Here is a 24,059-nt window from a genome sequence, read left to right as displayed (position 1 = left end):
CATAATATCAACCTATCCATAAAATAAAGGAATACTTGATATGACTTGTTTTTTACTTTAAATACTGCGTTCATTTTTGCTGTAATACAACCACATCGTCCACCGTCAGATTGGGGTGCTCGTACATGGTATTCTCCGCCGCGTCGGGGTCCTTCCTGCGGATGGCGGCCGCGATCTCGCAGTGCTGGGTCAAGATGATGCTCCGGTCTCCGATTATGGTTCATCCCCATTTTGCCTGCTGTGGACTTTTCTTCACAGACAACGAATATACGGTCACATACCAGTTCCTCTGAGATTGTCTTATCGGTTCTTCGCCGCCGCAATTTTCTCGGCCAGCTCGTTCAGATAAGTCCACCGCTCCATAAGCTGCTCCAGCCCGGCTTCCAGCTCCTCCTGCTGCCGGACGAGCTCCTGCAGCAGCGCGGAGTCGCTGCCCGATTCGTCCATGCGGCGGGCCACTTCCCGGAGCGCCTCCTCCGCCTTTGCGATTTCGTCGTCGATCGTCTCGAATTCCTTCTGCTCTTTGTAGCTCATCCTCAGCGGCTTCTCTTCTCCGCCGGCCTCCCCCGCACGGGCGGCGCGGCTTCCCGCGGCACCGCCGGGCCGGGCCCCTGCTCCGCCGCTCTCCGCGGCCGAACCGGCGTCGTCACTCCTTGCCGCGCTCTCCGCATAGTCGCTGAAGCTGCCGACATGCTGCGTGACAACGCCGTCGCCTTCGAACGCAAAGATCCGGTCCGCGACCCGGTCGAGGAAATACCGGTCGTGCGAGACGACGAAGACGACGCCGGGGAAATCGTCGAGATAATCCTCGAGCACGGTCAGCGTCTGGATATCCAGATCGTTCGTCGGCTCGTCGAGCAGCAGCACGTTCGGCGCTTCCATCAGCACGCGCAGCAGCTGCAGCCGGCGCTTCTCGCCGCCGGACAGCTTCGCGATAAGCGACCACTGCTGCGCCGGCGGGAACAGAAACCGCTCGAGCATCTGCGCCGCCGCGATCGTCGTGCCGTCCGCGGTCGCAACCTGCTCCGCGCCTTCGCGGATATATTCGATGACGCGCAGCGACTCGTCCATCTCCTCCCGCTCCTGCGAGAAAACGCCGAGCTTCACCGTCGGCCCGAGCACCACTTCGCCGGCGTCCGGCTGCAGCTGGCCGGCGATCAGCTTCAGCAGCGTCGACTTGCCGAGGCCGTTGCGTCCGACGATGCCGACCCGGTCCTCCGGCACGGCGATATAATCAAAATCGCGGATGACGGTTTGCTCCCCGAACGATTTCGCCAGGCCGCTGATTTCAACAATTTTCCTGCCGAGCCTGGTCGAAGCGACCGAGACGTCCAGCTTGCCGGCCGATTTCTCCGGCGCTGCCGCCTGCAGCGCTTCGAAGCGCTCGATGCGCGCCTTTTGCTTCGTCGAGCGAGCCTTCGCGCCGCGGCGGATCCAGGCCAGCTCTCCCCGCAGCAGGTTTTGCCGCTTCGCCTCCGACGCCGCCTCGCGCTCCTCCCGGTCCAGCTTCAGCTCGAGAAACCGGCTGTAGTTTGCGGTATAGAAAAACGCCCGTCCCCGGTCGAGCTCGAGCGTCCGGTTCGTTACCCGGTCGAGAAAATAACGGTCGTGCGTAATCATCAGCAGCGCGCCCTTGCGCTTCTGCAGCATCTGCTCGAGCCATGCGACCGACTCGTTGTCGATATGGTTGGTCGGCTCGTCGAGCAGCAGCACGTCGGCCGGCTGGACGAGCGCCGCCGCCATTGCGGCCCGCTTGCGCTGCCCGCCGGACAGCGTTCCGAGCCGCGCATCGAACCGGCCGATGCCGAGCTTCGTGAGCGCGGTCTTCGCCTCGGTCTCGATCGTCCAGGCGTCGAGTTCGTTCATCCGCTGATTCGCCCGGACGAGCCGCTCCTGCAGGCCGGCATTGTCCGGCCGCAGCTCGAGCGCGATCAGCGCCTCGTTGTACGCCCGGACGGCGCGCAGCGGCTCCGAATCGCCGGCGAGCACATGCTCCAGCACCGTCTGCTCCGGATCAAAGGCCGGATCCTGCGCCAGCATGCGTACCGTCACGCCGCCGCCCACAAGAATAGAGCCCGAATCAGGGGGCTCCAGTCCTGCGACCACGCGCATGAACGTCGACTTGCCCGTGCCGTTCACGCCGATGATGCCGATTTTGTCGCCCGTCTCCACGCCGAACGACACGTCTTCAAACAATATTTTTTCGCCGTAGCTTTTCGTAATATGATCCACTGTCAATACGTGCATACCGCTTCCCGCCTAACGTGTAATAGATCGCAGGTGCCGCCGCTCAAGGAGCCGGCTCCCTGCCGCTTCTATTAACTTTAAACGATCGGCTACGCTCCGATCAAATCTTTCTTCACGGCGTCGTGGCATTCGGCCACCGCCGCAGCCGACTGCTCCGCCTTGCGGGCGATCGCCGCCATCGTGCGCACCGCCTCGACGGGAAAGCCGCCCGAGGCCGTTTCGCCGGACAGCATCACTGCGTCCGTGCCGTCCCAAACGGCGTTCGCTACGTCGCACGCCTCGGCGCGGGTCGGGCGCGGATTCGCCTGCATCGACTCGAGCATCTGCGTCGCCGTAATGACGAATTTGCCGGCGCGGTTGCACGCCGTAATCATCCGCTTCTGCGCAAACGGCACGTCCTCGACCGGAATTTCCACGCCCAGATCGCCGCGCGCCACCATAATGCCGTCGGACGCCTCGATAATCGCCTCCAGCTCGTCGAGCCCTTCCTGGTTTTCGATTTTGGAAATGACCTGGATATGTCCGGCGCCCTTCTCCGCGAGCATCCGCTTGACTTCCAGCACGTCCTCGGCGCGGCGCACGAACGACATGGCGATCATGTCAACGCCGTACTCGATGCCGAACTGTATGTGCAGCCTGTCGCGTTCCGTCACGCCCGGCAGGCTCGTGCGCACGCCCGGCAAATTGACGCCCTTGCGCGATTTGATGACCCCGCCGTTCTTGATCAGGCAGACGACGTCCGCGCCTTCGATGCGCCGCACCTCCAGCTCGATCAGGCCGTCGTCGATCATAATGCGCGAGCCGGGCGTCACGTCCTGCGCCAAATCGTAGGAGACGGAGATCCGCTTCTCCGTGCCCGCGATCTGCTCGGTCGTCAGCGTAAGAAATTCGCCGCTCTTCAGCGTATACGACGGCTGCTGAAGCAGCCCCGTGCGAATTTCGGGCCCTTTGATATCGAGCATCACGCCGACCGAAGTATTCAGGCGGGCGGCCGTTTCGCGCACCAGCTCGATCCGCGAGCGGTGATCGTCCAGCTCGCCGTGCGCCAGGTTGAGCCTCGCGATATTCATGCCGGACTGGATCATCTGCGTCAAAATATCGGCGGACAGGCAGGCCGGTCCCATCGTACATACGATTTTCGTCGTTTTCAAGTCGTTCACGCTCCCTTACGTCTTATTGTAAAAGAACCGTTGCGGCTAAGCGATGAACTATAGTACATTGATTGTAGTATAGTACGATTCGAACGGAGCGGCGTTGATGTTCAATATTTTCGACATTCGAGAAGAGCGCGGCTATCCGGCTCAGGAACGGAAGACGATCGGCTCCGACTGCTACACGCTGGTCTGGGTCCGTTTCGGCAGCTGCGCCTTCGAATTCCGGGGCAAGCCGGCCGTCTGCCGCAAAAACGAGCTGCTGCTCATCCCCGCCGGCGTTCCGGCGGCGGAGGTGCGCGGTCAAGGCGGCATTCGCGAAAGCCTGACGGTCCGGTTCAGCCCCTCCTCGGCGGAGACGAACCGGCAGCTGCCGCTGCTCGCCCGCTCCGATCCGCTGCACTGGGCGACTCATATGCCGGAGCTGCTCCTGGACAAGCTGCTGCTGCTCACCGGGCAGTGGACCGAGCGCGACCGGTATTTCTCCGTCATGTGCTCCGCTCTGCTGACCGAGCTGATCGTCACGGTGAGCCGTGAAATCGACGAGGGCGGCCGGGCGCCGTCGGCCATTCGCCATATCGAGCGGATGAAACGCTATATCGAGGACCACTACCGCAATAAAGTGACGAAGCACGAGCTCGGCGCCTGCATCGGCGTCAGCCCGAATTATGCCGCGTCGCTGTTCCGCAGCGTCACGGGCATGACGATCAGCGAATACGTCCACCTGAAGCGGGCGAAGACGGCGGATTATATGCTGCGCCATTCGCAGCTGACGGTGCAGGAGATCGCGGGGCATCTCGGCTACAGCGATCCGTCCTATTTCAACCGCGTGTTCAAACGCGTGATCGGCCGCCTTCCGTCCGAACTGACCGCGGAGCGGACCGGCCGCGATTGACCGCCTGTGACTGGACCGCTCATTAATACCAGCCGCAGCGGACGCTCCGGAATTGCCGGCGGGGAGCTTTCAAACGTTGCCGCCTTGCTCAGCGAACGCCGACCGCACCTGACTTAGGCAAACTTGTGAATGACCCAGTTCCCGATATAGATGCCGATCGCAATGACCACGTTAAACCAGCCGACGATACGCGCCGCTTTTTGCTCCCGTTTCATCCCCGAAACCTCATACCGCTTCGTGTCGATGCGCAGCGTAAGAATGCCCGTAATCAGCATCAGCGTGACGATAAAGCCTATATACCCGATGCCTCCGCCGAATTGCAAGGAACGTCCCCTCCTTTCCCCTGTTCAAACTCCTGACAGTGTCGCGGCCGGACCGCAAATCAGACGGCTTTCATCCCGACACGCCGGACATGGACGCGGGTGTCCACCTCGAAGGTGATATCCTTGTAAATTTCCTGCCATTTTTCCTTCGTTTTCACCCGGCTGTTCCAGTAGCCCCATTTGTACGCGCGGATATACTCGCCGAAACCGAAAATATCCGCCCCCTCCTTCTGCGTCATCTTGATTAATTCGTTGCTCGACTTTTCGTTAAAGGACTCGATATCCCGCTGAATCTTCGCGATCGTATTGGGATCGATCGTGAACCCTTCGTCCGTTTTCTCGCGGATATTGCCCTCGATTTCGACATGGATCTTAAAATGCGGAATCCCGTTTCGCAGCTCGGCCTCAATCTTCGATTTCCGGTGCGTAGCCGTGTAAACGGCGGCGCCCATCCCCCTGATCGGCGCGAAGGTCTGGTAGCCCGCCGGATTCATGTTTTTGATCGCCATCAGAATGGCGATTTCCAGCGGCTTTGTCGTCCCGACGATCCGGTCCTCCCTGAAATAAGCGAGCCCGGCAATCTGGATGTTATTTTTTTTCTTCATCACGACATAAGGCAAATAAGCCTCCTGCCCTTTCTTCGAGACCGCGCTCCAAAACACGCCCAGGAAGACGTTCGGCAGCTTGCCCATCCGCACGGCCTGATCCATGCTGGACTGCAGGTACAGGCTCGGAACCCGCTCCAGCTCCGGGGACGCCTGCATAATCGCCTTGGCCTTGCCCTTCGAAATGACCATCCAGGTCGTACGGCGGATTTCGGAGTTGCGGTGAAAGTAGTCGTTAATGTTCTGCAGCCCGCTTCTTGCATATTCCTCGGAAACGACAATAATCCGCAAGTGGCCGAAGAAGAGCGGCGCGGATATTTGCTGCTGCAAGTTCGATACGGCATCGTCGATCGTGCGGCCGACGACGTCGATGATCCACACGGTCTTGGCCGCCCCGGCGTTCCCGCCTCCGCCGCCTTCGCCCGGACCGAGCGGAATCCGTCCCGGTACGGCAATCTGGACCGTAATGCGGACCAGCGGCTTGTTCGTTCGCGGCTGTTTCGGATCGAGCGTCGTCACGAGCGACTCCTCCCGCTTCTCCTTCGGAGGCGCGACATCGATGCCGATGCCGAGCACGACACCCCGCTCGTCGATTTCCAGCCGGTCCCAGCAGCCGGTAAGCAGAGGCGCGGTCATCGAGACGATGCAGATGAGCTTGAGGAGCCGCGCCGCCCGGCTACTTCTGTTCAATCTTCTCAATCGGCTCACCTCTTTTTTTGCGAAAAACCGCGACCGCCAGCAGCAGTGCCGGATAGCCGATCGTGATCAGCAGTCCGAGCCGGCCGACTGTTGTAATGACTTCATACATATTAATCACGTTTCTCGGCTGCATCGCGATGATGAAAACGAAGGGCAGCAGGGACAGCGAAAACATTTTGTGATCCCGTAGGCGCAGCAGCTTGCTCATCGCATGTACGGTCAGATAATAGGTTGCATACAGCGTCGTGAAGACGGCGGTTACCCAAACGGCCAGAAACGCCGCATCCAGCCGCTCGAGCACATTGGCGGGCAGCGAGGTCGTCTTGGCCAGCTCCAGCGTCGGCCAGAGCAAAATCTTCGTCTCTTCCGGACCGAATACGCCGACGGCGGCAACGACGGTCAGCAAATACATGCCGCCCGCGATGACGATCGCCCAGAAGCTGGCTTTCATCGCCTTGGACGGGCGGCGCATGTATGGTACGACCAGCGTCATAATGAAAGAGCCCTGAAACAGCGAGGCGATCGTCAGCACTCCCGGCAGCATGCCGCTCGGATCGTTTCCCCAAAGCGGGAGCAGATTGGTCGCTTCGGCGTTCTTAAACGAAAGCACGATGATGAGCAGCGAAGGGAATACCATGGCGGGCAAATAAAAGTGGTGGATGTAGGTAAACGTGCCGATGCCGTTTCGGGCCGAGAAAGCGGCAAGCAGCAGCATGACCGTTACCGTCACCTCGAGCGGGGTCCGCTTCAGAACGGACGTGACGACGACCTCGCCGAATTCCCGGGCCGCAAGCGAGGTCAGGATGGCGAAGAAGCCGATCACGAGCAGGCTGCCCAAGCGGGCGAACCATTTGCCGAGTATATCTTCGCTGTATTGAATGATGTCTTTCGTCGGAAAACGTTTGCCGAGCATGACGATCAGCGCGAGTCCGACGAAGCCGACGGCTCCCCCGAGCAGCGTGACAAGCGGCGCACCGGTATCAGCCGCCCGAACGGCGAACAGCGGCAGGGGCAGCACGCCGACTCCGATAATCGTGCTAATCAGAATGGCCGCCGCCTGAATCGTCGTGATCTGACGCGGATTCTCCATCGCCAATTTCCCTCCTATCGTTGCCGACCTTAAGCGGATCGAGCGTGTTGACCGGCGCGTCGTTGACCGCCTTCATCGTGCCGTCTCCCACCCGCTGCTTCTGTCCGGTATGAAGCATGGCGGGCCGCTTGAACATGCTCCACAGCGGCCAGCGCGCGGCGGTATCCTTCATGCCTTCGAAATTGCCCGGCACGATCGGGCTCATATATGGCACGCCAAACGATTTGAGCGAAAGCACGTGATTGATAATGAAGATGAGCCCGACCATGACGCCGTACAAGCCGAACATACCGGCCATAATGATCAGCGGAAAACGCAGCAGCCGCAAGGCCAGCGCCGCGTTGTAGGCCGGGGTGGCGAACGAGCCGATCGTCGTCAGGGCGATAATGACGACCGTAATCGGGCTGGTGAAGCCGGCGGAAACGGCGGCCTGTCCGACGACAAGCACGCCGACGATGGAGAGCGCGCCGCCCACCTGCTGGGGCAGCCGCAGCGTCGCCTCCCTCAGCACCTCCATCGTCACCTCCATAATGAGCACCTCGATGACGGACGGCCACGGCACGCCGGCGCGGCCGCCGGCGACGGCAACCGCAAACTCCGTCGGAATCAGCTCGGGGTTGAACGAGATGACCGCTACGTACAGCGCCGGGAATACGAGCGAGAAGACGAGCGCCACGAGCCGGGCGAGCCGAACGAAGCTGACCATCAGAAACCGCTCGGAGTAATCCTCCACCGTCTGGTAAAACTGGGTAAACACCGAGGGCACGATCAGCCCGAAAGGCGAGCCGTCGACCATGATGATGACCCGGCCCTCCATCAGATTGGCGACGGCTTTGTCCGGCCGCTCCGTATTCTGCACCTGCGGAAACGGCGAGAAATGATTGTCCTCGATAAACTGCTCCAAATACCCGACGTCGAGCACGCCGTCGATTTTGATTTCCGACAGCCGCCTTTCCACTTCGTCGACCAGCGCCGGGTTGGCGATACCATCGATATAACAAACGACGACCTTCGACTTCGTCAGCCGGCCGACTTTTAATGTTTTCACACGGAAATCCGGCGTCTGCAGCCGGTAGCGCATCAGACCGATATTCGTGCTCAGCTGCTCGATAAACCCTTCGCGCGGGCCGCGGATGACCTGCTCCGTCTGGGGCTGCGTAATCGAGCGCTTCTCGATGTTGCGGGTCGATACGACGACCGCTTCGCCCATGTCCTGGATCGCGATCACCGTCGATCCGACCATCAACGACTCGATCAGGGCAGCGATATTGCACTCGTAGCTCAGCTGGCCATAATGCAGCACGTTGCTCGCGAGCACGTCCTTGAGGTCGGCGAACTCGATCGGCTGATCTGCGAGGTGTTTGGGAACATACATAAGCGGCTTCATAATTTCCATATTAATGTCTTGATGGGCGACCATATCGGAAAAATAAAACATGACGGCCGGAAACTTGCCGAAGATGTTGAAACGACGCTCGACAAAATCCTCGTTCTGCCCGAGTATCGCGTCTACCATCTTGATCAGCTGGTCCAGATCGCCGGAGACGCGGGTATGCTCATGCTCCGCCACCACTTCGCTCGGCGTTCTCGGCTTTTTCTTCGTCGGCGTGTTGCGATTGAATGCCATTCGGCATCACCTCCCCCTGTCCATCCGTTTCTTTCGCTTTCCGGATTTTCCTCGCAAGGTTATTCTTAGCAAATCGTTCGTTTTTATTACAACGCAAACGGCCGGGAGGAAATCGAAACGCCTCCTCGAATTGATTAAGGATGCGCAAAACGCAGCGAATGGGGGAGCTTCGGCGCAATGGCCGCAAACATTTGGGTGTTTCTGTTTTTTTATGTGATCCTCTACATGGGCAGCGCCGTCTCCGGCACGTTTATGCCCGTTTATTTTCAGTCGGTCGGCTTCACGCAGGCGCAGATCGGCGGGCTGCTGAGCTTCGGGCCGCTGGTCGCCGTTCTCGCTCAGCCCGTATGGGGATCGCTCGGCGATAAATCGCGGACGAAAAATTTGATCCTGACGATTTTGCTGACCGGAAGCGGGGTGTCGATGCTGCTTTACCCGCTTCACGACAGCTTCGCTTATTTGCTGCTCATCATGTGCCTGTTTACGTTTTTCCAGACGCCGGCGTTCGCCATTACCGACGCGATCACGCTCGAGGCGCTCGGACGCCAGGCGGGCAGCTACGGCATCATCCGCATGGGCGGCACGTTCGGCTATGCCGTCATGTCCCTGCTGTTCGGCTTTTATGCCAAGGAGCATATCGGCTCGATGTTCGGGACGTTCGCCCTCGTGATGCTGGCCGGCCTTCTGCTCCTGCTGCGTTTTCCGAAGGTAAAGGGGCACCAGTACGCGGGCCGCAAAATGCAGATTTGGCAGCTGTTTGCGAACCGCCGACTCGTGCTGTATCTCGGGTTCTGCTTCGCGATCAACCTCACGCTCGGCTACTATTACGCCTTTTTCCCGCTGTTCTTCAAAGGGCTCGGCGCGGACAACGGGCTGCTCGGCTGGTCGGCCGCGATATCGGCCGTCAGCGAAGTGCCGTTCCTGCTCCTGTCGGGCAAAATTTTCAGCCGGGTGCGCATCCCGTATATTTTGCTCGGGGCCGCCGCCGCGACCGCGCTGCGCTGGCTGCTGTTTTCCGTGCTGCACAGTCCTTACGCCATCCTGCCGGTGCAGGCGCTGCACGGGCTGATCTTCATCGTCATCTCCGTGACGATGTCGGTTTTTATTAACAAGGAGGTGCCCGGCGAGCTGAAGGCGAGCGGGCAGACGCTGAACGGACTGATCAACCTGGGCATCGCGCGCATGATCGGCAGCTTCGCGGGCGGTATCGCGAGCGAGCATTTCGGCATGCAGAAGCTGTTTCTATACAGCTCGGTCATCACGGTCGCCAGCATGCTGCTGTTCGCGCTCGTCGCTTTCCGGCGGGAGCTGCGCATCGATACCGGCATCTCTTCGTGAGGCGGACGGGTGAACTGTGTTATAACCGGCTTAACGTTTCGCGTTCTTAATCGTTAGCGTCATATAGCTTGCGAGTGTGATGCTTCAATGCGCGGTGTTCGGCGTTTCGTAACGGCGGTCCGCCATATCGGAAACGCGAATAAAGCCTTCGCCGACCGTTTTGCGGAGGGTGCAATCAATTTTCATGAAAGAGGATGTTTTAACACGATGGAAGCTGCGGTTCAAAAAGAAATGAAATGCGACATGTATACCATGTGCCTGATAGTGGATGGCGACCGGGTGCTGCTGATCAACCGGCCGGACAGCCGGGGCTTCCCCGGCTTTATCGGGCCGGGCGGGAGGATCGAAATGCCGGAAAGCCCGGCGCAGGGCGCGATCCGCGAGGTTTGGGAGGAAACGGGCCTGCGTGTGAAGGATCTGACGTTCAAAGGGATCGATGAATATGTGAATCAAGACCGCAATTATCGGTATATCGTGTTTAATTACATCGCGGCCTCGTTCGAGGGCGAGCTGCTGAACGATCCGCCGGAAGGCGAGCTTCATTGGGTGCCGATCCGCGAGGCGGAGGCGCTTCCGATGCAGCCGTGGTTCAGGCGGCGTTTCCCGCTCTTCTTTGAGGAGGGCACCTTCGAAATTCACGAAGAATGGGAAGAGGAAAGCAAGACGGCGCGCTCCGTTTCCGTGCGGAAATTGTAGCGCGCCGTCGCTCCCCCTCTTCAAGCGATGTCTTCGAGCGCTCCCACGATACGGTCCGGCCGGTGGCCCGAGCTCGGCGCGTCGCCCCGCTTGTTCAGCCAAATCGAATGCCAGCCCGCTTCGAGGGGACCCGTTACGTCGTTGACCCAGGCGTCCCCGACATAGAGGCACCGCTCCGGCGCATGGCCGGTAATCTCGCTGACTTGCAGAAAGACCCGCGGATCGGGCTTGGCGATGCCGAGCGCGTCGGAAATGAACAGCCGGCCCGGCTGGATAACGGCGTCGAGGCCGAGGGAGCGGATTTTGTTCATCTGGTGGTCGACCGGCCCGTTCGTCAAGATCCCGACGTCGAGTCCGCCGCGCTGCAGGGCGGCAATCAGCTCTCCCGCCCCCGGTGACAGCTTGATGCGCTGTTGACCGTTCCGGTACCGGGTTTGCAGCGTCTCCGCCTGCCGCTCGTCCAGCGCGATGCCGAGGTCCGCGAACGCCAGTATCATCCGCTGCACACGCAGCTCTTTAAACGTCAGTTTACCTGCCGCATAGCGGTCCAAAAGCCGGTCGCCGTAATAACGCACCCTGCGGAACAGCTCGTCCATTTCAAGGCCCGCCCATAAATCGGCCGGCAGCGTGTCCTCTACCGCTCCGCGGAACGAATCCAGCTGATCGTACAGCGTATCGTCCAAATCGAAAAATACCGCCTCGATGCGGCTTTGAATGCCGGTAATGTTCATAAGCCATGTCCCCCATAGGTATTAAATAATATTAACTATATCATAACCGCGATTTTTCTCTAGTTTCGGTTCCATTTCGGGTGAAATCAAAGTCCGGAACAAAGATTACGGGATTCATCGAAAATAAGTTCATCAAAAAAGCTCACTCCCGAATCAAAGGGAATGAGCCTGATTTCCGCCGGCAAAATCAAACCAGCTTCGGGCGCGGCGCTTCGAAGCCGGAATCCGCTTCTCCGTAGGCGTCCAGCGGAATTGACACCATCCGCATCGCGTCCATCGTCCGCAGCATGTCGTGGAGCCTCCCGGGTTCGCCTGCGTCCCGGCGCAGCCACCGGTCCACGTCCTCCGTCTCCAGAATCGCCGGCATCAGTGCGGAGTAAGGCGACACGAGCGAATTCGACTGCGTCATCAGAATCGTGCACGTCCGCATTTCTTCGCCTGATGCCGAACGAAACACGTCGTACAGCCCGGCGATGCCGAACGTGCCGCTCTTCATCGCCAGCTTGGCACGCACCGTCTTCTTCCCTTCCGTCCGGCTCACATAGAAGGCGCTGCACGGAATGACGCATCGCTGCTTCTTCAAAATCCGGTCGAAAATCGGCTTCCACAGCATCGTCCGGCTGTCCATCCGGAGCGAATCCTTCGCCCAATACGGCATCAGCCCCCAGCGAAAATCGTCCAGCACCCTGCTTCCTTTATGCTCGATGATCGCGGAAACCGACTCGGTCGGATTAATTTCGTGGCGGTTCGACGTATAAAACAGCACCTGATCCAATTGAAAACGGTCCGAAAGCTCCGATACTTCAGCGGTTATGGATAACGATTGGCACATGCGGCCACCTCCTGTCCGCATTAGTATTTGCTGGAAATCCCATATTCATGCAGCAGGTGCCTAAGACGTTCAAATTTAGTTATCGCCGACATATCCGCGGAATGCGCGGGGGTTCCTATCTGCCCGGCTTGGTAGGGGAAGGCATACAAAAAGACCGCCGGATGCTCCGGCGGCCTCACGATAGATGATGAATTCGGCTTTTCTCTGCGAGGCATTCAGCCTTCCTGCGCTGCCGATGCGGTCGTGATCATCCAGCTGACGCCGAACTTATCCTGCAGCCGGCCAAACAGCGAGCCCCAGAAAGCCGGCTTGAGCGGATCATGCACGACGCCGCCCTCGGACAGCTTCTCGAAAGCGGCATAAGCTTCCGCTTCCGCACCGAATTCGAGCGCCAGATTAATGAAATCGCCCCGGCTCACCTGCATGTTCGCAATGTCCGACATAAAAATGGATACGCCCGCCGCTTCCACGCAAAGATGCATCACCTTATCCTTCATCTCTTCCTTCGCATCCGGCAGATCGCCGTGCAACAAGATGGAGTTCATTTTTCCGCCGAGCGCCTCGATGTAAAAATCGGCCTGCGCTTTGGCATCCTCCGAGAAAATGTAGGGCGTCAGTTTCGCCATTCGTTATCCTTCCTTTCATCTGCGGGAGTTAGAAATCTTCCTTTATCGTATCACGATAGCGGCAGATGGATTTCTTCCGGATTGCGGTTTTCCCCACCGTTTTGCACGGCATTTACGAGGAAGGATTAACGATAGGATGCACTCGTTTTACCGGCCGCGAAATTCCGGAGGGCATCAGCGGTTCAGATGGAACGGCACCGTGGCGATAACGACGTCCTTCTGGTTGTATAGGTAGGCGCGGATCAGCAGGCTGGTCTGGTTGTGCAGCAGGTTTTCCCACCAATGCTTCGTGATGAACTGCGGAATGAGAATCGTGATATGGTCGGTTTCCGCCGTTTTCCATTCCACCGTCTCGATAAATTTGATGAGCGGCTTCATGACGCTGCGGTAGCGCGACCGCAGCACGATCAGCCGGATGCCCGGATTCCACTCTTCCCACCGCTCCTCCATCTTCCGGATTTCCTCATCGTCGAAGCCGACGTAGACGGCGAGCACGTTGTCGGTCAGCGATTTGGCATAGCTGATCGAGTTCAGTACGACGCGCGTAATGCCGGCGACCGGGACGACGATTGTACTCCCTTTGATGCACGGCTTGTCGGACTTGATGTTGATGCGCAGCTCCTCGGCCGCGTTCCGGTAATGCCGGTGAATACGGTTGAACAAATAGATGACGACGGGCAGAAAAACGAATACCATCCAGATTTGCGTAAACTTTGTAAAAATGAAAATGAGCGTGATCGTCAGCGTCGTCAGCATGCCGATCGTATTGATCGCGAATTTCACGGCCCAGCCCGGCGGCCTCAGCCGGACCCACCGGACCATCATCCCGAGCTGCGACAGCGTAAAGGGGATGAATACGCCGACCGCGTACAGCGGAATCAGATTTTCCGTATCGCCGTGGAAGGCGATGACGAGCAGCATGGACATGACGCCGAGAAAAATAATGCCGTTCGAGAATCCCAGCCGGTCGCCGCGCACCTTGAACATATGCGGCATGAACTTATCCTTCGCCAGCATGAAGGCAAGCAGCGGAAAAGCGGAATACGCCGTATTCGCGGCCAGAAACAAAATAAGTGCCGTGATCCCCTGGATCGCGTAATAGAGCACGCTGCGCCCGAAGGTCGATTCGGCGATCTGCGAGACGACCGTTTCCTTCGGATCCGGCGCAATGCCGAACAAATAAGCGAGCACACTGATGCCGATGAACATGCTGCCCAGGATGAGGCCCATCATCATAAGCGTCATCGCCGCGTTGCGCTCGGCCGGCTGCCTGAAGTTCGGGATGGCGTTCGACACCGCCTCGACGCCGGTGAGCGCCGAACAGCCCGAGCTGAACGCCTTCAGCAGCAGAAACAGGCTGATGTTCGATACGGTCGTGCCGATTTCGGGAGCCGCCGCATGAATGCCGCCCGCCGCATATTTAATCAAGCCGGAAATAATCAGGACGAAAATCGCGACGACAAACAGGTACACCGGCACCGCCAATAACGAAGCCGACTCCGTAATGCCCCGCAAATTCATAATCGTCAGAAACACGATCATGACAAGCGCGATCAGCACGCGGTAATCGTGCAGCACGGGAAATGCCGACGTGATGGCGTCCGTTCCCGCAGACGAGCTCACCGCGACCGTCAAAATATAATCGACAAGCAGCGATCCGCCGGCCACCAGCCCGGTCGGCACGCCCAGATTGTCTTTGGCCACGATATACGCTCCGCCTCCGGTCGGATAGGCGTAGATGGTCTGGCGGTACGAGAGGATAAGCACCGTCAGCAGCCCCAGCACGGCCAGCGAAATCGGCAGCGAATACCAGACGGCCGCGAATCCAGCAGCCATCAGCACGAGCAAAATTTGCTCCGTGCCGTATGCGACGGACGACAGCGCATCGGACGACAGCACCGCGAGCGCCTTCAGCTTGCCGAGCTTCTCGTCTTCAAGCTCGGTCGACTTCATCGGCCGCCCGATCAAGAAGCGCTTCAATTTATTTACCATCAGTGTGGACTCTCCTTTGAAAATCGTCCGGAGCGCTTTTTTATTTTTCCCGGATTGCCCGGCCTTAGCCGGGTACTACTTTCGTATCAATAACCATTTCCGCACAGCACAAAAACACAGAGTCTCCCTGTTCCTCTGCGGCCGTTCAGGTCCGTTTACAATTCATATCCGCCTCCCATGTCCACGCTTGCGAAGTTAGCTGCCGGATTCGGGCGGCATGAGTCGCCCTACGCGTCCGGGACCCATAAGGTCCGAATGCGATTCACCCCCGTGCGATAATCGAACCGGGCTCTTGGCCCCGGCCGGTCCCGCACTGTCGGTTCCCCCGCTTTCCGCCTGTCTGGCGGAAATTCAGCGATCCAATAATAAAATAAACTGCGAAATAATCACGAATCGAATCATACTCCGCCGGGGCTCGGCTGTAAAGAATAGAAAAGACCGGTATGAAGCGATATTTCGTGTATCCTTCCGCCGCTGCAGGCCGTTTTATCGGCCGGCCTTATGATCGCGGCCTCTTGCTGTGGATTTCGCTGAAAACCCGCACCAGCATCGCTTGAACAGGGCGGCAAAAAAGGAAGCAAAAAGGCATTGACATCGGGCTTCCGCCTTGTTACGATGTTTTCCATATACAATAATTTTTATCGGATTTATGAGATTAAGACGATTTATAAACCGCATAGGGGCGCCAACCGTACAAACGGAGGCATTTTCGCTAAAGGGCGAAAATGCCTCTTTTTTTATGGGGCGCAAAGCGAAAGGAGCGAATGTGCGTGAGTGCCGTCCAAATCGACATCGCCGGCCTGAACCGGCGCTTCGAAACCAAGGCCGGGCCGGTGCAGGCCCTGCACAACATCGACCTGCAAATGAAAGAAGGCGAATTCATCACCGTCATCGGACCGAGCGGCTGCGGCAAAAGCACGCTGCTGAAAATTTTGGCCGGCCTCGATACGGAGCATACCGGAGCGGTCCGGCTTGACGGAAGGGAGGTAATCGGACCGGGCATCGACAAAGGGTTCATTTTTCAGGAGCCGCGGCTCTTCCCGTGGCTGACCGTCGAACGTAATATTGCGGGGGATCTTTCGCTGAAGAAGCCGGAGGTGCGGGAGAAGGTCGACGAGCTGATCGGGCTTGTCCGGCTGAAGGGGTTTGAACGCTCGTACCCGCGCGAGCTGTCGGGCGGGATGGCCCAGCGCGTATCGATCGCCCGGGCGCTGCTCCGCAGCCCGAAGGTGCTCCTGCTCGACGAGCCATTCGGCGCGCTGGACGCTTTTACCCGCAGCCATATGCAGGAGGTGCTGCTCGACATCTGGGAAACCAACCGGACGACGATGATTTTCGTCACGCACGATATCGACGAGGCGATCTATTTGGCGGAGCGCGTTGTCATCCTGAAGCCCCGCCCGGGCTCGGTTCGCAGCGTCGTGCCGATTGACCTGCCTTTTCCGCGGAAGAAAACGTCAATGGCTTTCCAGGAATATCGCGTCCGCATCATCGGCGAGTTTGAGAAAATCGACGATCCGAAGCCCGAAGCCAGCTACAGTATCTGACCGGCCGGACCGGGCCCAATTTAACGATGAGGTGATCAAAAAATGAATAAAGTGTACGTTCCTCCGGCATCCGGAATCGGGACGCCGTCCTCCCCTGCCGAGACGCCGGCGAAGAAGTGGAGGCCCGGGCCCAAGTCGCGCGGCGCCTTGCTTGGCCTTGCGCTGCCGGTCATTCTGCTCGCCGCATGGCAGGCGGCCGGAAATCTCGGGCTGACGTCGGAGACGCTTCTCCCGACGCCGCTTGAAATTGCCGCCGCCTTCGCGGACCTGATCCGCACGGGAGAGCTTTTCGGCCATCTTGAAATCAGCATGTACCGCGCCGCGCTCGGCTTCGGACTCGGGGCGGGACTCGGGCTCGTCTTCGGCATTCTGGTCGGCTTCGTGCGCCGTTTCGAGCAGACGCTCGATCCGTCGCTGCAAATGCTGCGGATGATCCCGCATTTGGCGGTAACGCCGCTGTTCATCCTGTGGTTCGGCTTCGGCGAGCTGTCGAAAATTTTGCTGATCGCCAAAGGCGCCTTTTTCCCCGTCTACGTCAATACGTTTCTCGGCATCCGCGGCGTCGACATCAAGCTGTTCGAGGTCTCCCGCGTCCTGCAGTACAGCCGCTTCAAGCAGATCGCGCTGCTCATCGTGCCCGCGGCTCTGCCGAACATTTTGCTCGGCATCCGGCTGTCGCTTGGCGTCGCCTGGCTCGGCCTCGTCGTCGCAGAGCTCATGGGCTCGAGCGCGGGGATCGGCTATTTGATCATGGACGCCCGGCAGTTCTCGCAAACGCCGATCGTGTTCGTCGGCATTCTCATTTTCGCCCTCGTCGGGAAGCTGACCGATTCGCTCGTCCGGTTCCTCGAACGGCGCCTGCTTCGCTGGAGGGACAGCTACGGAGGATAGCCCTTCTTCTCCAAGCCTCCGAAAAACAAACGGCCTGCGCGGGCAAAATGCCTGCACGGGCCGTTTATTTTGTTCCGCGCGGTTCGTATCTGCATGTCCGGGAACGGGGGTAAATCCCGCTGAAACGGGCAATAATAGGATCAGACTCACTGACCGGGAGGCGGTAAAATGCAATATTCACCGGCGGATTTGACGCCCGCCGAAATCAAACGGCTGCAGGAGCTCGAGCGGGATTTGTCCGACTCTGCGGACGGCAGCATCGTCGTCGTCGCGTACAAGCGCAGCGCGGAGAACGAGAAAGCCGGTTCGAACCTGAACGGCTCGGAAGGTGCGAGCTACGGCCACGACAGCTCGCAGTCGTAACGGGCGCGCCCTGGGTGCTGCGGAAGATATGGTAAGCGGCCGCGACGGCTCGCAGCCGTAGCAGGAGTGCCTTGGACGCCGAAGAAGCCGCGCGCGGCTGCCGCGGCGGCTCGCAGCCGCAGCGTTCGCGGTCAGGGTGCCGCTTGCGGCTTCGGCAGCGAAAAGCGCTTTTGAGCAGCGGCGACAGGCACGGCTGCAGCCTGCAATTACCCACCAACTCGCACCGGCGAACACAAAATCCCCGGCGCCGAAATTCGGCTCCGGGGATTTCGTTTGTCCGCATCCTGGAATTACTGCTTCACCAGCGATTTTCCGATGTTGTTCAAATGCGCCGTCAGACGGTCGATTTCGTCCAGCTCCTCCTGCGACAGCCGTTCGTCCCAGCGGCCGGCCGCCGACGTAATGTGCTCCGGCTTGGACGCGCCGAGAATGGCGGACGTGATACCTGGACGGCTGAGCACCCACGCCAGGGCGTATTGCGCGAGCGAAAGTCCGCGGCGCTCGGCAAGCGGGCGAATAATATCCACGATCGCCAGGCTCCTTTCGTTGCCGATCAGCGCCTTCAGCCGCTGCTCGCCCGCGGCCAGACGCGAATCGGCCGGCGGCGCTTCACCGGGCCGGTATTTGCCGGACAAAATGCCGCGGCCGAGCGGGCTGTACACGATGATGCCGACGCTTTCCGACAGCGCGAACGGAACAAGCTCCGGCTCGATATTGCGCGTAATGAGGCTGTATTCCGGCTGCACGCTCTCGAAGCGGTGCAGCTGCCGCACCGCGCTGATGCCGTGCGCTTTGGCGATCTGCCAGGCGGCAAAATTGGAGCAGCCGATGTAGCGGACTTTGCCCTGGCGCACGAGATCGTCGAGCGCACCCAGCGTCTCGTCCAGCGGCGTCTCCGGGTCGAAGCGGTGCACCTGGTACAGGTCGACGTAATCGGTGTTCAGCCGCCGCAGACTGTTCTCGATCGCCCGAAAAATATGATACCGGCTTTGCCCCGCGTCGTTCGGCTCGTTTCCGACGCGCCCGTGCACCTTCGTCGCCAGGATGATTTTTTCCCGGCGGCCCTTCATCAAGCGGCCCAAAATCGTCTCGGATTCGCCCGTCTGCAGCGGGTCGGACAGGTCCATTCCTTTGCCGTACACGTCGGCCGTATCGACCAGATTGATACCGGCATCGAGCGCGGCGTCCAGCACCTTCACCGACGCCTCCTCGTCGATCCATCTTCCGAACGCCATCGCGCCGAGGCTGACCTCGGATACCTTCAGCCCCGTTCTGCCAAGCTTGCGATACTGCATTTTCGCGCCTCCCGTTCATGATTAAGGTTCAAAAAGCCGCAGCCGCATGAGTGTAACAGCAGGATGTAAACGTTTACGGCATATCGGCGATTAAACCCGACCGTACGGATCGGGTTTATAAGTGTCTTCATGTTACTCCTCGTCCCGGTTTCTGTCAACGGAGAACCCGCTGCTGACGGCGCAAAAAAAGGATTGACGGATGGAATCCGATCTGCTACCTTTTATAACATACCGTTCCAATCGGAATTAAATGAATTCGACCGGACTACCGGAGACCTTCGCACTGCAAACCTGCAGCGCTGGCGGTCTCCTTTTTTGCGTTTGTCCGGCAGCAAGCCATTCAAGAAAGCGAGTGATCTTGTATGTCCACCGAAACGAGAAAACAAATGAGCCTCGGCGCCTTCCTGTCCGGGGCCGGCCATCATGTGGCCGCGTGGCGTCATCCCGGCGCCAATGCGGAAGGGATTCTGGATTTCCGCCATTATGCGCACTTGGCCCGCATCGCCGAAGACGCCAAGTTCGACATGATTTTTTTCGCGGACGTACTGGCCCTGTCCGACCAGCTCGACACGGCCGTGTCGTATATGTCCCCCGTACGTCCGGAGCCGATCGTCCTGCTGTCCGCCCTCGCCGCCGTCACGGAAAAAATCGGACTGACCGGCACCGTCTCCTCGACCTACAGCGAGCCGTATACGATCGCGCGCCAGTTCGCGACGCTCGATCATCTGAGCGGCGGCCGCGCCGCCTGGAATATCGTGACGACAGCCAACCGCGGCGCTGCGGCCAACTACGGCAAGGAGCGGCATCTGGAGCACCATCTGCGCTACGAGCGGGCGCGCGAATATATCGACGTCGTGACGAAGCTGTGGGACGGCTGGGAGGATGACGCGATCGTGCTGGATAAGGCAGGCGGCATCTTCGCGGACAAGTCGAAGGTCCATTCCGCGGATCATGAAGGCAAATGGTTCAACATCCGCGGGCCGCTGAACGTCTCCCGGCCGCCGCAGGGCCGCCCCGTCGTCATCCAGGCCGGCTCCTCCGAGGACGGACGCGACTTCGCCGCGCTGACGGCGGAGGTCATCTTCACCGCCTGGCAGACACTGGACGAAGCAAAAGCGTTCCACGACGACGTCAAAGCGCGGGCGGTCCGGTACGGAAGGGCGGCGGACGACGTGAAAATTTTGCCGGGCGTGTTCCCGGTCGTCGCCGCGACCGACAAGGAGGCGCAGGAAAAGAACGACTACCTGCAGAGCTTGATCCACCCAGCCGCGGGCATCGCGCTGCTCTCCGGAATGATCGGCCACGACTTGACCGACTTTGATCCGGACGCCCCCTTTCCGGAGCTTCCGGAAACGCCCGACGGCGTGAAAGGCCGGCTGCACCTGATCTCAGACCTCGCCCGGCGCGAGAGCCTGACGATTCTGCAAGCAAGCCGCCGCATCGCAGGGGCGCGCGGACACTGGACGATCGCCGGCTCGCCGGTCACGATCGCCGACCGGCTGGAAGAATGGTTTACCGGCGGGGCTTGCGACGGCTTCAACATTATGGCTCCGTATTTCCCGGGAGGGCTGGAGGATTTTATCCGATTGGTGCTGCCCGAGCTGAGAAGCCGGGGATTGTTCCGCACCGAATATACGGGAAGCATGCTCCGCGATCATCTGGGGCTGAAGCGGCCGGCGAACCGGTTTGCGGCGCTGCGGCAGGCCGGCGAGCCTACATAAACGAATAGAGGAGAGGGGTACAACAGCATGAACAGCAAAAAAAAGAACATTAGAAAAACGATGGTATTCGGAATCATTGCCGTCCTATGCGCCGGACTGCTGTCGGCGTGCAGCGCGGGGAGCGGCGGAGGCGCTTCCGGCGGAGGCTCCAACGAGCCGTCCGGAACCGCTTCGGGCCCGGGCGGCAAGCCAAAGGAGAAAGTGACGGTTAATATCGGGGTTCAGGGCAATACCGGCATTTTATACTACGCGCGGGAGACGAAAGCTTTCGATAAAGCCTTCGCCGAAGCGGGCGCCGAGGTCAAATGGTATGAATTCGCCAGCGGTCCGCCCCATTTCGAGGCACTCGCTTCGGGCCGGCTCGACTTCGGGTCCGTCGGCGGCACGCCTGTTATTTCCGGTCAGACGGGAGGCGTCGACTTCAAGGCGATCGCCGTCACCGGCGACGGAAAGAAAAGCAATGCCATCGTCCTGCCCAAAAACAGCGCCATTAAAGACATGAAAGATTTAAAGGGTAAAAAAATCGCCGTCGCCAAAGGCAGCAGCGCCTACAACTTCCTTTACCGCGTGCTCGAGAAAGCCGGTCTTACCGACAAGGACGTGCAGATCATACAGCTTCAGCCGGACGAGGCCCGTCCCGCACTCGACACGGGCGCCATCGACGCCTGGTCGGTTTGGGAGCCTTATGTAACGACGGCCGTCGTTCAGAGCGGGGACCTTGTGCTTGTCACAGGACAGGACCTGAACATTTTCGCCCCGGGCTTCCTGATTGCGAGAACCAAATTTACCGAGGAGCATCCGGACCTTACGGTACTGTTCCTGAAAGAGTACGAGAAAGTACGCGAGTATTACGCCTCTCATCTGGAAGAAGTCGCCGATATGCTGTCCAAAACGAACAAGCTGGACAAAAACATCGTGCTTCAGGTGCTTCAGAAATCCGAGCCGCTGCTGTCGCCGATCACGCCCGAATTTGCCAAGGTTCATCAGGAGCAGGCCGACTTCCTCTATTCCGTCGGGGCGATCAACAAGAAGCTCGATACGTCGCAGGTGCTGGACAGCCGGTTCGTCGATCAGGCGCTGAAGGAGCTGAAGGAAGGCAAGTAACCACCGGGACTCGGCCCTCCGGACCATATGAAAATGCGAGCGGTAGTTCGGGCATTCATCGCATCCCGAACCGCCGCTCGCTCGTTTAGGCAGACCCTTCGCCTGCCAATGTACGCTTACGATTTGAATTGCTTCCAATTGAGCTTACTCTTCTCGAGCAGATGGCCGAAATCGTTGTCAAGCCGCTTCTGCTCCGCTTTGCGCGCTTCCTCGGCGCGCTGCCGCTCCTCTTCCCTGCGCCTGGCTTCAGCCGCCTTCATCTCGTCGGCCTGCGCCTTCAGCTTGCCGAGCACCTCCGGCTTCAGCAGATCCTTCAGCGTGGCCGGTTTGTCGTCGGCTGCAGGCCTTGCCGGCGCGGCCGGCCCTTTTCGTTTCGCCATTGCCATCACCTCGGTTTTTCCCCATTATAGCAGCGATCCCGCCCGCGTACCAGACGGATACCGCCCCGCCATCTCGGTCCCGGGACCGATCCGCAAATCATCCCGCAGCAGCCTTGAAAGCGAGCGGCGGTATGGTACGATTAAAGCAACAATTTCGATGGCGAAGGAGCCGTAATCCATGAGTACAAGATCTCTGCTCGGCATTGTGATCGTCCTGTTCGGCCTGTTCCTGTTCTCGACGCAGCGAAATATGATGGACCCCGGCCATATCATCGGCATTTTCTGGCCGAGCATGTTCGTCCTTCCGCTGGGACTGCTGTTTCACTGGATGTATTTTTATGCCCTCGAACGAAAAGGCAGCGGGCTGCTTATTCCCGGCGGCATTCTGGTCGTGACGGCTCTCGTATGCCAGATCTCGATGCTCTTCGACGTTTGGCAGTACATGTGGCCGGGCTTCCCGCTTGCCGTCGCGTTCGGCCTGTTCGAATTTTACTGGTTCAGCGGCCGCAACAAATGGCTGCTCGTGCCCGTCTTCATCAACGCAAGCGTATCGATCATCTTCTTCACCGTGTTCACGCTCGGCTCGCTGCTCAGCTTCAGCTTTATGGGGCAGTCTACGGCGGCGATCGTGCTGATCGTCATCGGTCTGCTCGTCGTTTTCCGCGGCAAAAGGCAGGTTTGAGCAGGCGCGGGGCCGGACAGAGGCCGTACCGGAGCCGTCACGACGGCCTTCGGTACGGCCTCTGTTTTGCCTGTCAAAAGGGGGGCGTTATCCGCTTCGGAGCGATTTACTCTTTGGCTGCCGCCGCCAGACCGCTGATGCGCCCCGCCGGACGGGCGAGCCCGAGATGGCCGCGCAGCGTCGTCCCCTCGTATTCGGTGCGGAACAGCCCCCGGCGCTGCAGCTCCGGAATGACCAGGTTCACGAAATCCTCCAGCTCACCCGAAAAATAAGGAGGCATCACATTGAAGCCGTCGGCCGCGCCTTCGGTGAACCATTCTTCGGTCACATCCGCCGCCTGAACCGCCGTCCCCGCGAAGGTCATATGACCTCTTCCGCCGGCCGTGCGCAGGATGACCTCGCGGATCGTCAAATTTTCGCGGGACGCCATGTCGACGACCAGCTGGAACCTGCTTTTGTTGCCGTTGACGGCGTTCACGTCCGGCAGCTCCGACAGCGGCAGCGTACCGTCGAGCGGATAGCCGGACAAGTCGACCTTGAGCAAATTGGACAAGCGGGCAATCCCGTACGCCGGAATGGTCAGCCCGTGCAGGCGGGCCTCCTTCTCCTTCGCTTCGGCTTCGGTGGCTCCGATGACGGGACTGATGCCCGGGAGAATAACCAGCTCCTCCGGCCTCCGGCCGTACGCGGCAAGCCGGCCTTTCACGTCCCGGTAGAACGCCTGCGCTTCCTGCAGCGTCTGCTGCGCGGTAAAGATCGCCTCCGCCGAATAAGCGGCGAATGCCCTGCCGCTTTCCGATGAGCCGGCCTATACGAGCACCGGGTAGCCCTGCGGAGGGCGGGGCACGTTCAGCGGCCCTTTGACCGAAAACCGCTCGCCCCGGTGGTTGATTTCGTGTACCTTCCCGGGGTTCGCGAAGATGCCGGCCTCCTTGTCGAGGACGAGGGCGTCGTCCTCCCAGCTGTCCCAAAGCCCCGTCACGACATCGACGAACTCTTTGGCCCGGCGGTAGCGCTCCGAATGCTCCAGGTGATCGTCCCGGCTGAAATTTAACGCCGCCGCCTCGCTGCCGGAGGTGACGATGTTTCAGCCGGCCCGGCCGTCGCTGATATGGATATCCGTCACCCGTTCCGGCTCGGAATCGGGATGCCGCCACGACGCTTCGTGATGGCCGTTGCTCATGAGAAAAGCGTTCAGATGCCACTGTCTTTTTGCCATCCGCA

The 24,059-nt window shown here is 59.6% G+C and carries 21 protein-coding genes, 2 pseudogenes and 1 riboswitch; of the genes and pseudogenes, 9 read left to right on the top strand and 14 right to left on the bottom strand.

Annotation, left to right across the window (positions count from 1 at the left end):
• Window positions 1-70: 70 nt before the first annotated feature.
• The 3 genes and pseudogenes from PD282_RS27430 to pyk all read right to left on the bottom strand — a co-directional run.
• On the bottom strand, window positions 71-196 hold the full coding sequence (locus PD282_RS27430) for an FCD domain-containing protein (RefSeq protein WP_420832342.1): 126 nt from the start codon (window positions 194-196) through the stop codon (window positions 71-73).
• A 104-nt stretch (window positions 197-300) separates the two neighbouring features.
• Window positions 301-2,247 (bottom strand): ABC-F family ATP-binding cassette domain-containing protein, encoded by a 1,947-nt coding sequence (locus PD282_RS03030; RefSeq protein ID WP_274648915.1) that lies wholly within the window; start codon window positions 2,245-2,247, stop codon window positions 301-303.
• A 122-nt stretch (window positions 2,248-2,369) separates the two neighbouring features.
• Window positions 2,370-3,398 (bottom strand): annotated as a pseudogene (pyk, locus tag PD282_RS03025) (pyruvate kinase); the annotation flags it as partial.
• A 106-nt stretch (window positions 3,399-3,504) separates the two neighbouring features.
• Between pyk and PD282_RS03020 the strand changes: the two are divergent.
• Window positions 3,505-4,293, top strand: coding sequence for a helix-turn-helix transcriptional regulator (locus tag PD282_RS03020; protein WP_274648913.1), 789 nt, complete (start codon window positions 3,505-3,507; stop codon window positions 4,291-4,293).
• 113 nt (window positions 4,294-4,406) lie between these two features.
• Here the strand turns inward: PD282_RS03020 and PD282_RS03015 are convergent, their stop codons facing one another.
• Genes PD282_RS03015 through PD282_RS03000 form a run of 4 tightly spaced genes read right to left on the bottom strand, consistent with a single transcriptional unit; the run spans window position 4,407 to window position 8,637 of the window.
• Complete coding sequence (locus tag PD282_RS03015; protein WP_274648912.1) at window positions 4,407-4,616, bottom strand: CLC_0170 family protein; 210 nt, start codon at window positions 4,614-4,616, stop codon at window positions 4,407-4,409.
• A 59-nt stretch (window positions 4,617-4,675) separates the two neighbouring features.
• Window positions 4,676-5,920 carry a Ger(x)C family spore germination protein gene (locus PD282_RS03010; RefSeq protein WP_274648911.1) on the bottom strand — a complete coding sequence of 415 codons (1,245 nt, stop codon included), beginning with the start codon at window positions 5,918-5,920 and terminating at the stop codon, window positions 4,676-4,678.
• Window positions 5,898-7,010 (bottom strand): GerAB/ArcD/ProY family transporter, encoded by a 1,113-nt coding sequence (locus PD282_RS03005; protein ID WP_274648910.1) that lies wholly within the window; start codon window positions 7,008-7,010, stop codon window positions 5,898-5,900. Before PD282_RS03005 ends, PD282_RS03010 begins: the two co-directional genes overlap by 23 nt.
• Window positions 6,958-8,637 carry a spore germination protein gene (locus PD282_RS03000; RefSeq protein ID WP_274648909.1) on the bottom strand — a complete coding sequence of 560 codons (1,680 nt, stop codon included), beginning with the start codon at window positions 8,635-8,637 and terminating at the stop codon, window positions 6,958-6,960. Before PD282_RS03000 ends, PD282_RS03005 begins: the two co-directional genes overlap by 53 nt.
• A gap of 177 nt (window positions 8,638-8,814) precedes the next feature.
• Between PD282_RS03000 and PD282_RS02995 the strand changes: the two genes are divergently transcribed.
• Window positions 8,815-9,975 carry an MFS transporter gene (locus PD282_RS02995; RefSeq protein ID WP_274648908.1) on the top strand — a complete coding sequence of 387 codons (1,161 nt, stop codon included), beginning with the start codon at window positions 8,815-8,817 and terminating at the stop codon, window positions 9,973-9,975.
• A gap of 207 nt (window positions 9,976-10,182) precedes the next feature.
• Window positions 10,183-10,671, top strand: coding sequence for an 8-oxo-dGTP diphosphatase (locus PD282_RS02990; protein ID WP_274648907.1), 489 nt, complete (start codon window positions 10,183-10,185; stop codon window positions 10,669-10,671).
• Between the two features lie 20 nt (window positions 10,672-10,691).
• Here PD282_RS02990 and PD282_RS02985 read toward each other — a convergent pair whose 3' ends face one another.
• The 4 genes from PD282_RS02985 to PD282_RS02970 all read right to left on the bottom strand — a co-directional run bounded on the left by PD282_RS02985 (window position 10,692) and on the right by PD282_RS02970 (window position 14,852).
• The gene (locus tag PD282_RS02985) at window positions 10,692-11,402 is read right to left on the bottom strand and encodes an HAD family hydrolase (RefSeq protein WP_274648906.1); all 711 of its coding nucleotides are present in this window, start codon (window positions 11,400-11,402) and stop codon (window positions 10,692-10,694) included.
• Between the two features lie 187 nt (window positions 11,403-11,589).
• Window positions 11,590-12,234, bottom strand: a complete 645-nt coding sequence (locus PD282_RS02980; RefSeq protein WP_274648905.1) for an SOS response-associated peptidase — start codon at window positions 12,232-12,234, stop codon at window positions 11,590-11,592.
• Between the two features lie 215 nt (window positions 12,235-12,449).
• Window positions 12,450-12,860, bottom strand: coding sequence for a VOC family protein (locus tag PD282_RS02975; protein WP_274648904.1), 411 nt, complete (start codon window positions 12,858-12,860; stop codon window positions 12,450-12,452).
• Window positions 12,861-13,034: 174 nt separating this feature from the next.
• Entirely contained in the window at window positions 13,035-14,852 is a 1,818-nt protein-coding gene (locus PD282_RS02970; protein WP_274648903.1) for an APC family permease, read from the bottom strand.
• A 167-nt stretch (window positions 14,853-15,019) separates the two neighbouring features.
• Window positions 15,020-15,219: riboswitch (cyclic di-AMP (ydaO/yuaA leader) on the bottom strand.
• A gap of 397 nt (window positions 15,220-15,616) precedes the next feature.
• Here PD282_RS02970 and PD282_RS02965 point away from each other — a divergent pair.
• The 3 genes from PD282_RS02965 to PD282_RS02955 all read left to right on the top strand — a co-directional run bounded on the left by PD282_RS02965 (window position 15,617) and on the right by PD282_RS02955 (window position 17,653).
• On the top strand, window positions 15,617-16,399 hold the full coding sequence (locus PD282_RS02965) for an ABC transporter ATP-binding protein (RefSeq protein ID WP_274648902.1): 783 nt from the start codon (window positions 15,617-15,619) through the stop codon (window positions 16,397-16,399).
• Between the two features lie 42 nt (window positions 16,400-16,441).
• The gene (locus tag PD282_RS02960) at window positions 16,442-17,290 is read left to right on the top strand and encodes an ABC transporter permease (RefSeq protein WP_274648901.1); all 849 of its coding nucleotides are present in this window, start codon (window positions 16,442-16,444) and stop codon (window positions 17,288-17,290) included.
• A 168-nt stretch (window positions 17,291-17,458) separates the two neighbouring features.
• Window positions 17,459-17,653 carry a hypothetical protein gene (locus PD282_RS02955; protein ID WP_274648900.1) on the top strand — a complete coding sequence of 65 codons (195 nt, stop codon included), beginning with the start codon at window positions 17,459-17,461 and terminating at the stop codon, window positions 17,651-17,653.
• 290 nt (window positions 17,654-17,943) lie between these two features.
• On the opposite strand, the gene PD282_RS02950 is transcribed toward PD282_RS02955, so the two are convergent.
• Window positions 17,944-18,948: an aldo/keto reductase gene (locus PD282_RS02950; RefSeq protein WP_274648899.1), complete on the bottom strand. Its 1,005-nt coding sequence runs from the start codon at window positions 18,946-18,948 to the stop codon at window positions 17,944-17,946.
• 362 nt (window positions 18,949-19,310) lie between these two features.
• Here PD282_RS02950 and PD282_RS02945 point away from each other — a divergent pair, with 362 nt between their 5' ends.
• Window positions 19,311-20,669 (top strand): LLM class flavin-dependent oxidoreductase, encoded by a 1,359-nt coding sequence (locus tag PD282_RS02945; protein ID WP_274648898.1) that lies wholly within the window; start codon window positions 19,311-19,313, stop codon window positions 20,667-20,669.
• A gap of 27 nt (window positions 20,670-20,696) precedes the next feature.
• Window positions 20,697-21,773 (top strand): aliphatic sulfonate ABC transporter substrate-binding protein, encoded by a 1,077-nt coding sequence (locus PD282_RS02940; RefSeq protein WP_274648897.1) that lies wholly within the window; start codon window positions 20,697-20,699, stop codon window positions 21,771-21,773.
• A gap of 116 nt (window positions 21,774-21,889) precedes the next feature.
• Here PD282_RS02940 and PD282_RS02935 read toward each other — a convergent pair whose 3' ends face one another.
• Complete coding sequence (locus PD282_RS02935) at window positions 21,890-22,153, bottom strand: YqkE family protein (RefSeq protein ID WP_274648896.1); 264 nt, start codon at window positions 22,151-22,153, stop codon at window positions 21,890-21,892.
• A 178-nt stretch (window positions 22,154-22,331) separates the two neighbouring features.
• Here PD282_RS02935 and PD282_RS02930 point away from each other — a divergent pair, with 178 nt between their 5' ends.
• A complete protein-coding gene (locus PD282_RS02930) occupies window positions 22,332-22,835 on the top strand; it encodes a hypothetical protein (RefSeq protein ID WP_274648895.1) in 504 nt (167 codons plus the stop codon).
• A gap of 106 nt (window positions 22,836-22,941) precedes the next feature.
• On the opposite strand, the pseudogene PD282_RS02925 reads toward PD282_RS02930, so the two are convergent.
• A pseudogene (locus PD282_RS02925) lies at window positions 22,942-24,054 on the bottom strand (LLM class flavin-dependent oxidoreductase).
• Between the last annotated feature and the right edge of the window lie 5 nt (window positions 24,055-24,059).

It is taken from the genome of Paenibacillus humicola (assembly GCF_028826105.1).
In the GTDB taxonomy this organism is placed as follows: Bacteria; Bacillota; Bacilli; order Paenibacillales; family Paenibacillaceae; genus Paenibacillus_Z; species Paenibacillus_Z humicola.
The sequence above is the reverse complement of the archived record's forward strand: the minus strand, read 5'-3'. Positions and strand labels throughout refer to the sequence as shown.

Coding starts and splice junctions, on each gene's coding strand:
- PD282_RS03030 (WP_274648915.1), bottom strand. CDS start 2,247: ATGCACGTATTGACAGTGGATCATATTACGAAAAGCTACGGCGAAAAA.
- PD282_RS03020 (WP_274648913.1), top strand. CDS start 3,505: ATGTTCAATATTTTCGACATTCGAGAAGAGCGCGGCTATCCGGCTCAG.
- PD282_RS03005 (WP_274648910.1), bottom strand. CDS start 7,010: ATGGAGAATCCGCGTCAGATCACGACGATTCAGGCGGCGGCCATTCTG.
- PD282_RS03000 (WP_274648909.1), bottom strand. CDS start 8,637: ATGGCATTCAATCGCAACACGCCGACGAAGAAAAAGCCGAGAACGCCG.
- PD282_RS02995 (WP_274648908.1), top strand. CDS start 8,815: ATGGCCGCAAACATTTGGGTGTTTCTGTTTTTTTATGTGATCCTCTAC.
- PD282_RS02990 (WP_274648907.1), top strand. CDS start 10,183: ATGGAAGCTGCGGTTCAAAAAGAAATGAAATGCGACATGTATACCATG.
- PD282_RS02985 (WP_274648906.1), bottom strand. CDS start 11,402: ATGAACATTACCGGCATTCAAAGCCGCATCGAGGCGGTATTTTTCGAT.
- PD282_RS02980 (WP_274648905.1), bottom strand. CDS start 12,234: ATGTGCCAATCGTTATCCATAACCGCTGAAGTATCGGAGCTTTCGGAC.
- PD282_RS02975 (WP_274648904.1), bottom strand. CDS start 12,860: ATGGCGAAACTGACGCCCTACATTTTCTCGGAGGATGCCAAAGCGCAG.
- PD282_RS02970 (WP_274648903.1), bottom strand. CDS start 14,852: ATGGTAAATAAATTGAAGCGCTTCTTGATCGGGCGGCCGATGAAGTCG.
- PD282_RS02965 (WP_274648902.1), top strand. CDS start 15,617: ATGTGCGTGAGTGCCGTCCAAATCGACATCGCCGGCCTGAACCGGCGC.
- PD282_RS02960 (WP_274648901.1), top strand. CDS start 16,442: ATGAATAAAGTGTACGTTCCTCCGGCATCCGGAATCGGGACGCCGTCC.
- PD282_RS02955 (WP_274648900.1), top strand. CDS start 17,459: ATGCAATATTCACCGGCGGATTTGACGCCCGCCGAAATCAAACGGCTG.
- PD282_RS02950 (WP_274648899.1), bottom strand. CDS start 18,948: ATGCAGTATCGCAAGCTTGGCAGAACGGGGCTGAAGGTATCCGAGGTC.
- PD282_RS02945 (WP_274648898.1), top strand. CDS start 19,311: ATGTCCACCGAAACGAGAAAACAAATGAGCCTCGGCGCCTTCCTGTCC.
- PD282_RS02940 (WP_274648897.1), top strand. CDS start 20,697: ATGAACAGCAAAAAAAAGAACATTAGAAAAACGATGGTATTCGGAATC.
- PD282_RS02935 (WP_274648896.1), bottom strand. CDS start 22,153: ATGGCGAAACGAAAAGGGCCGGCCGCGCCGGCAAGGCCTGCAGCCGAC.
- PD282_RS02930 (WP_274648895.1), top strand. CDS start 22,332: ATGAGTACAAGATCTCTGCTCGGCATTGTGATCGTCCTGTTCGGCCTG.